Below are 251 nucleotides of genomic sequence, written 5' to 3'. Positions count from 1 at the left end.
GCTCATCAATGTCTTCCGACACCACCAGAATGGCAGCACCCTGATCCCGTAGCGTAATCAGGGCTTTGTGGATCGCCGTGGCGGCACCGATATCCACGCCCAAGGTGGGGTGGGCAGCAATCAGGATTTTGGGATCTTGCAGGATTTCCCGGCCAATAATGAATTTTTGCAAATTACCACCAGAGAGGCTGTCCGCCTGGGCGTGACGGCCTGCGGTTTTGACCTTGTAGTCCTTGATGATCTTATCTGCA

Annotated in this window: 1 pseudogene; it reads right to left on the bottom strand. The window is 54.2% G+C overall.

Going from position 1 to position 251, the window contains the following annotated elements:
• A pseudogene (locus Q4563_RS21365) lies at nt 1-251 on the bottom strand (ABC transporter ATP-binding protein); the annotation flags it as partial.

This window comes from Gilvimarinus sp. 1_MG-2023 (genome assembly GCF_030548285.1).
The sequence above is the reverse complement of the archived record's forward strand: the minus strand, read 5'-3'. Positions and strand labels throughout refer to the sequence as shown.